Origin of the sequence: Enterobacter sp. WCHEn090032 (assembly GCF_003986875.1) — a bacterium.
GTDB classification, from domain to species: Bacteria; Pseudomonadota; Gammaproteobacteria; order Enterobacterales; family Enterobacteriaceae; genus Enterobacter; species Enterobacter sichuanensis.
Window position 1 is genome coordinate 1 of sequence record NZ_RXRN01000073.1, and the last position, 290, is coordinate 290.

1 protein-coding gene is annotated in these 290 nt (G+C 65.2%); it reads left to right on the forward strand.

Annotation, left to right across the window (positions count from 1 at the left end):
- Positions 1–290: integrase core domain-containing protein (locus EKN83_RS23270; RefSeq protein WP_148110465.1), on the forward strand; the 290-nt coding region annotated here is incomplete at both ends.

Here is a 290-nt window from a genome sequence, read left to right on the forward strand (position 1 = left end):
GCTGTGGCTGATGCGCCAGGGTATCCGGGTGGGGCACTCCCGGCCGTATCATCCGCAGACGCAGGGCAAGCTGGAGCGTTTTCACCGCAGCCTGAAGGCGGAAGTGCTGCAGGGGAAGTGGTTCGCGGACAGCGGTGAACTGCAGCGCGCCTTCGACCACTGGCGGACGGTCTATAACCTTGAACGGCCGCATGAGGCGCTGGATATGGCGGTACCGGGCTCGCGGTATCAGCCGTCATCGCGACGGTACAGCGGCAACACAACGCCCCCGGAATACGACGAGGGCGTGA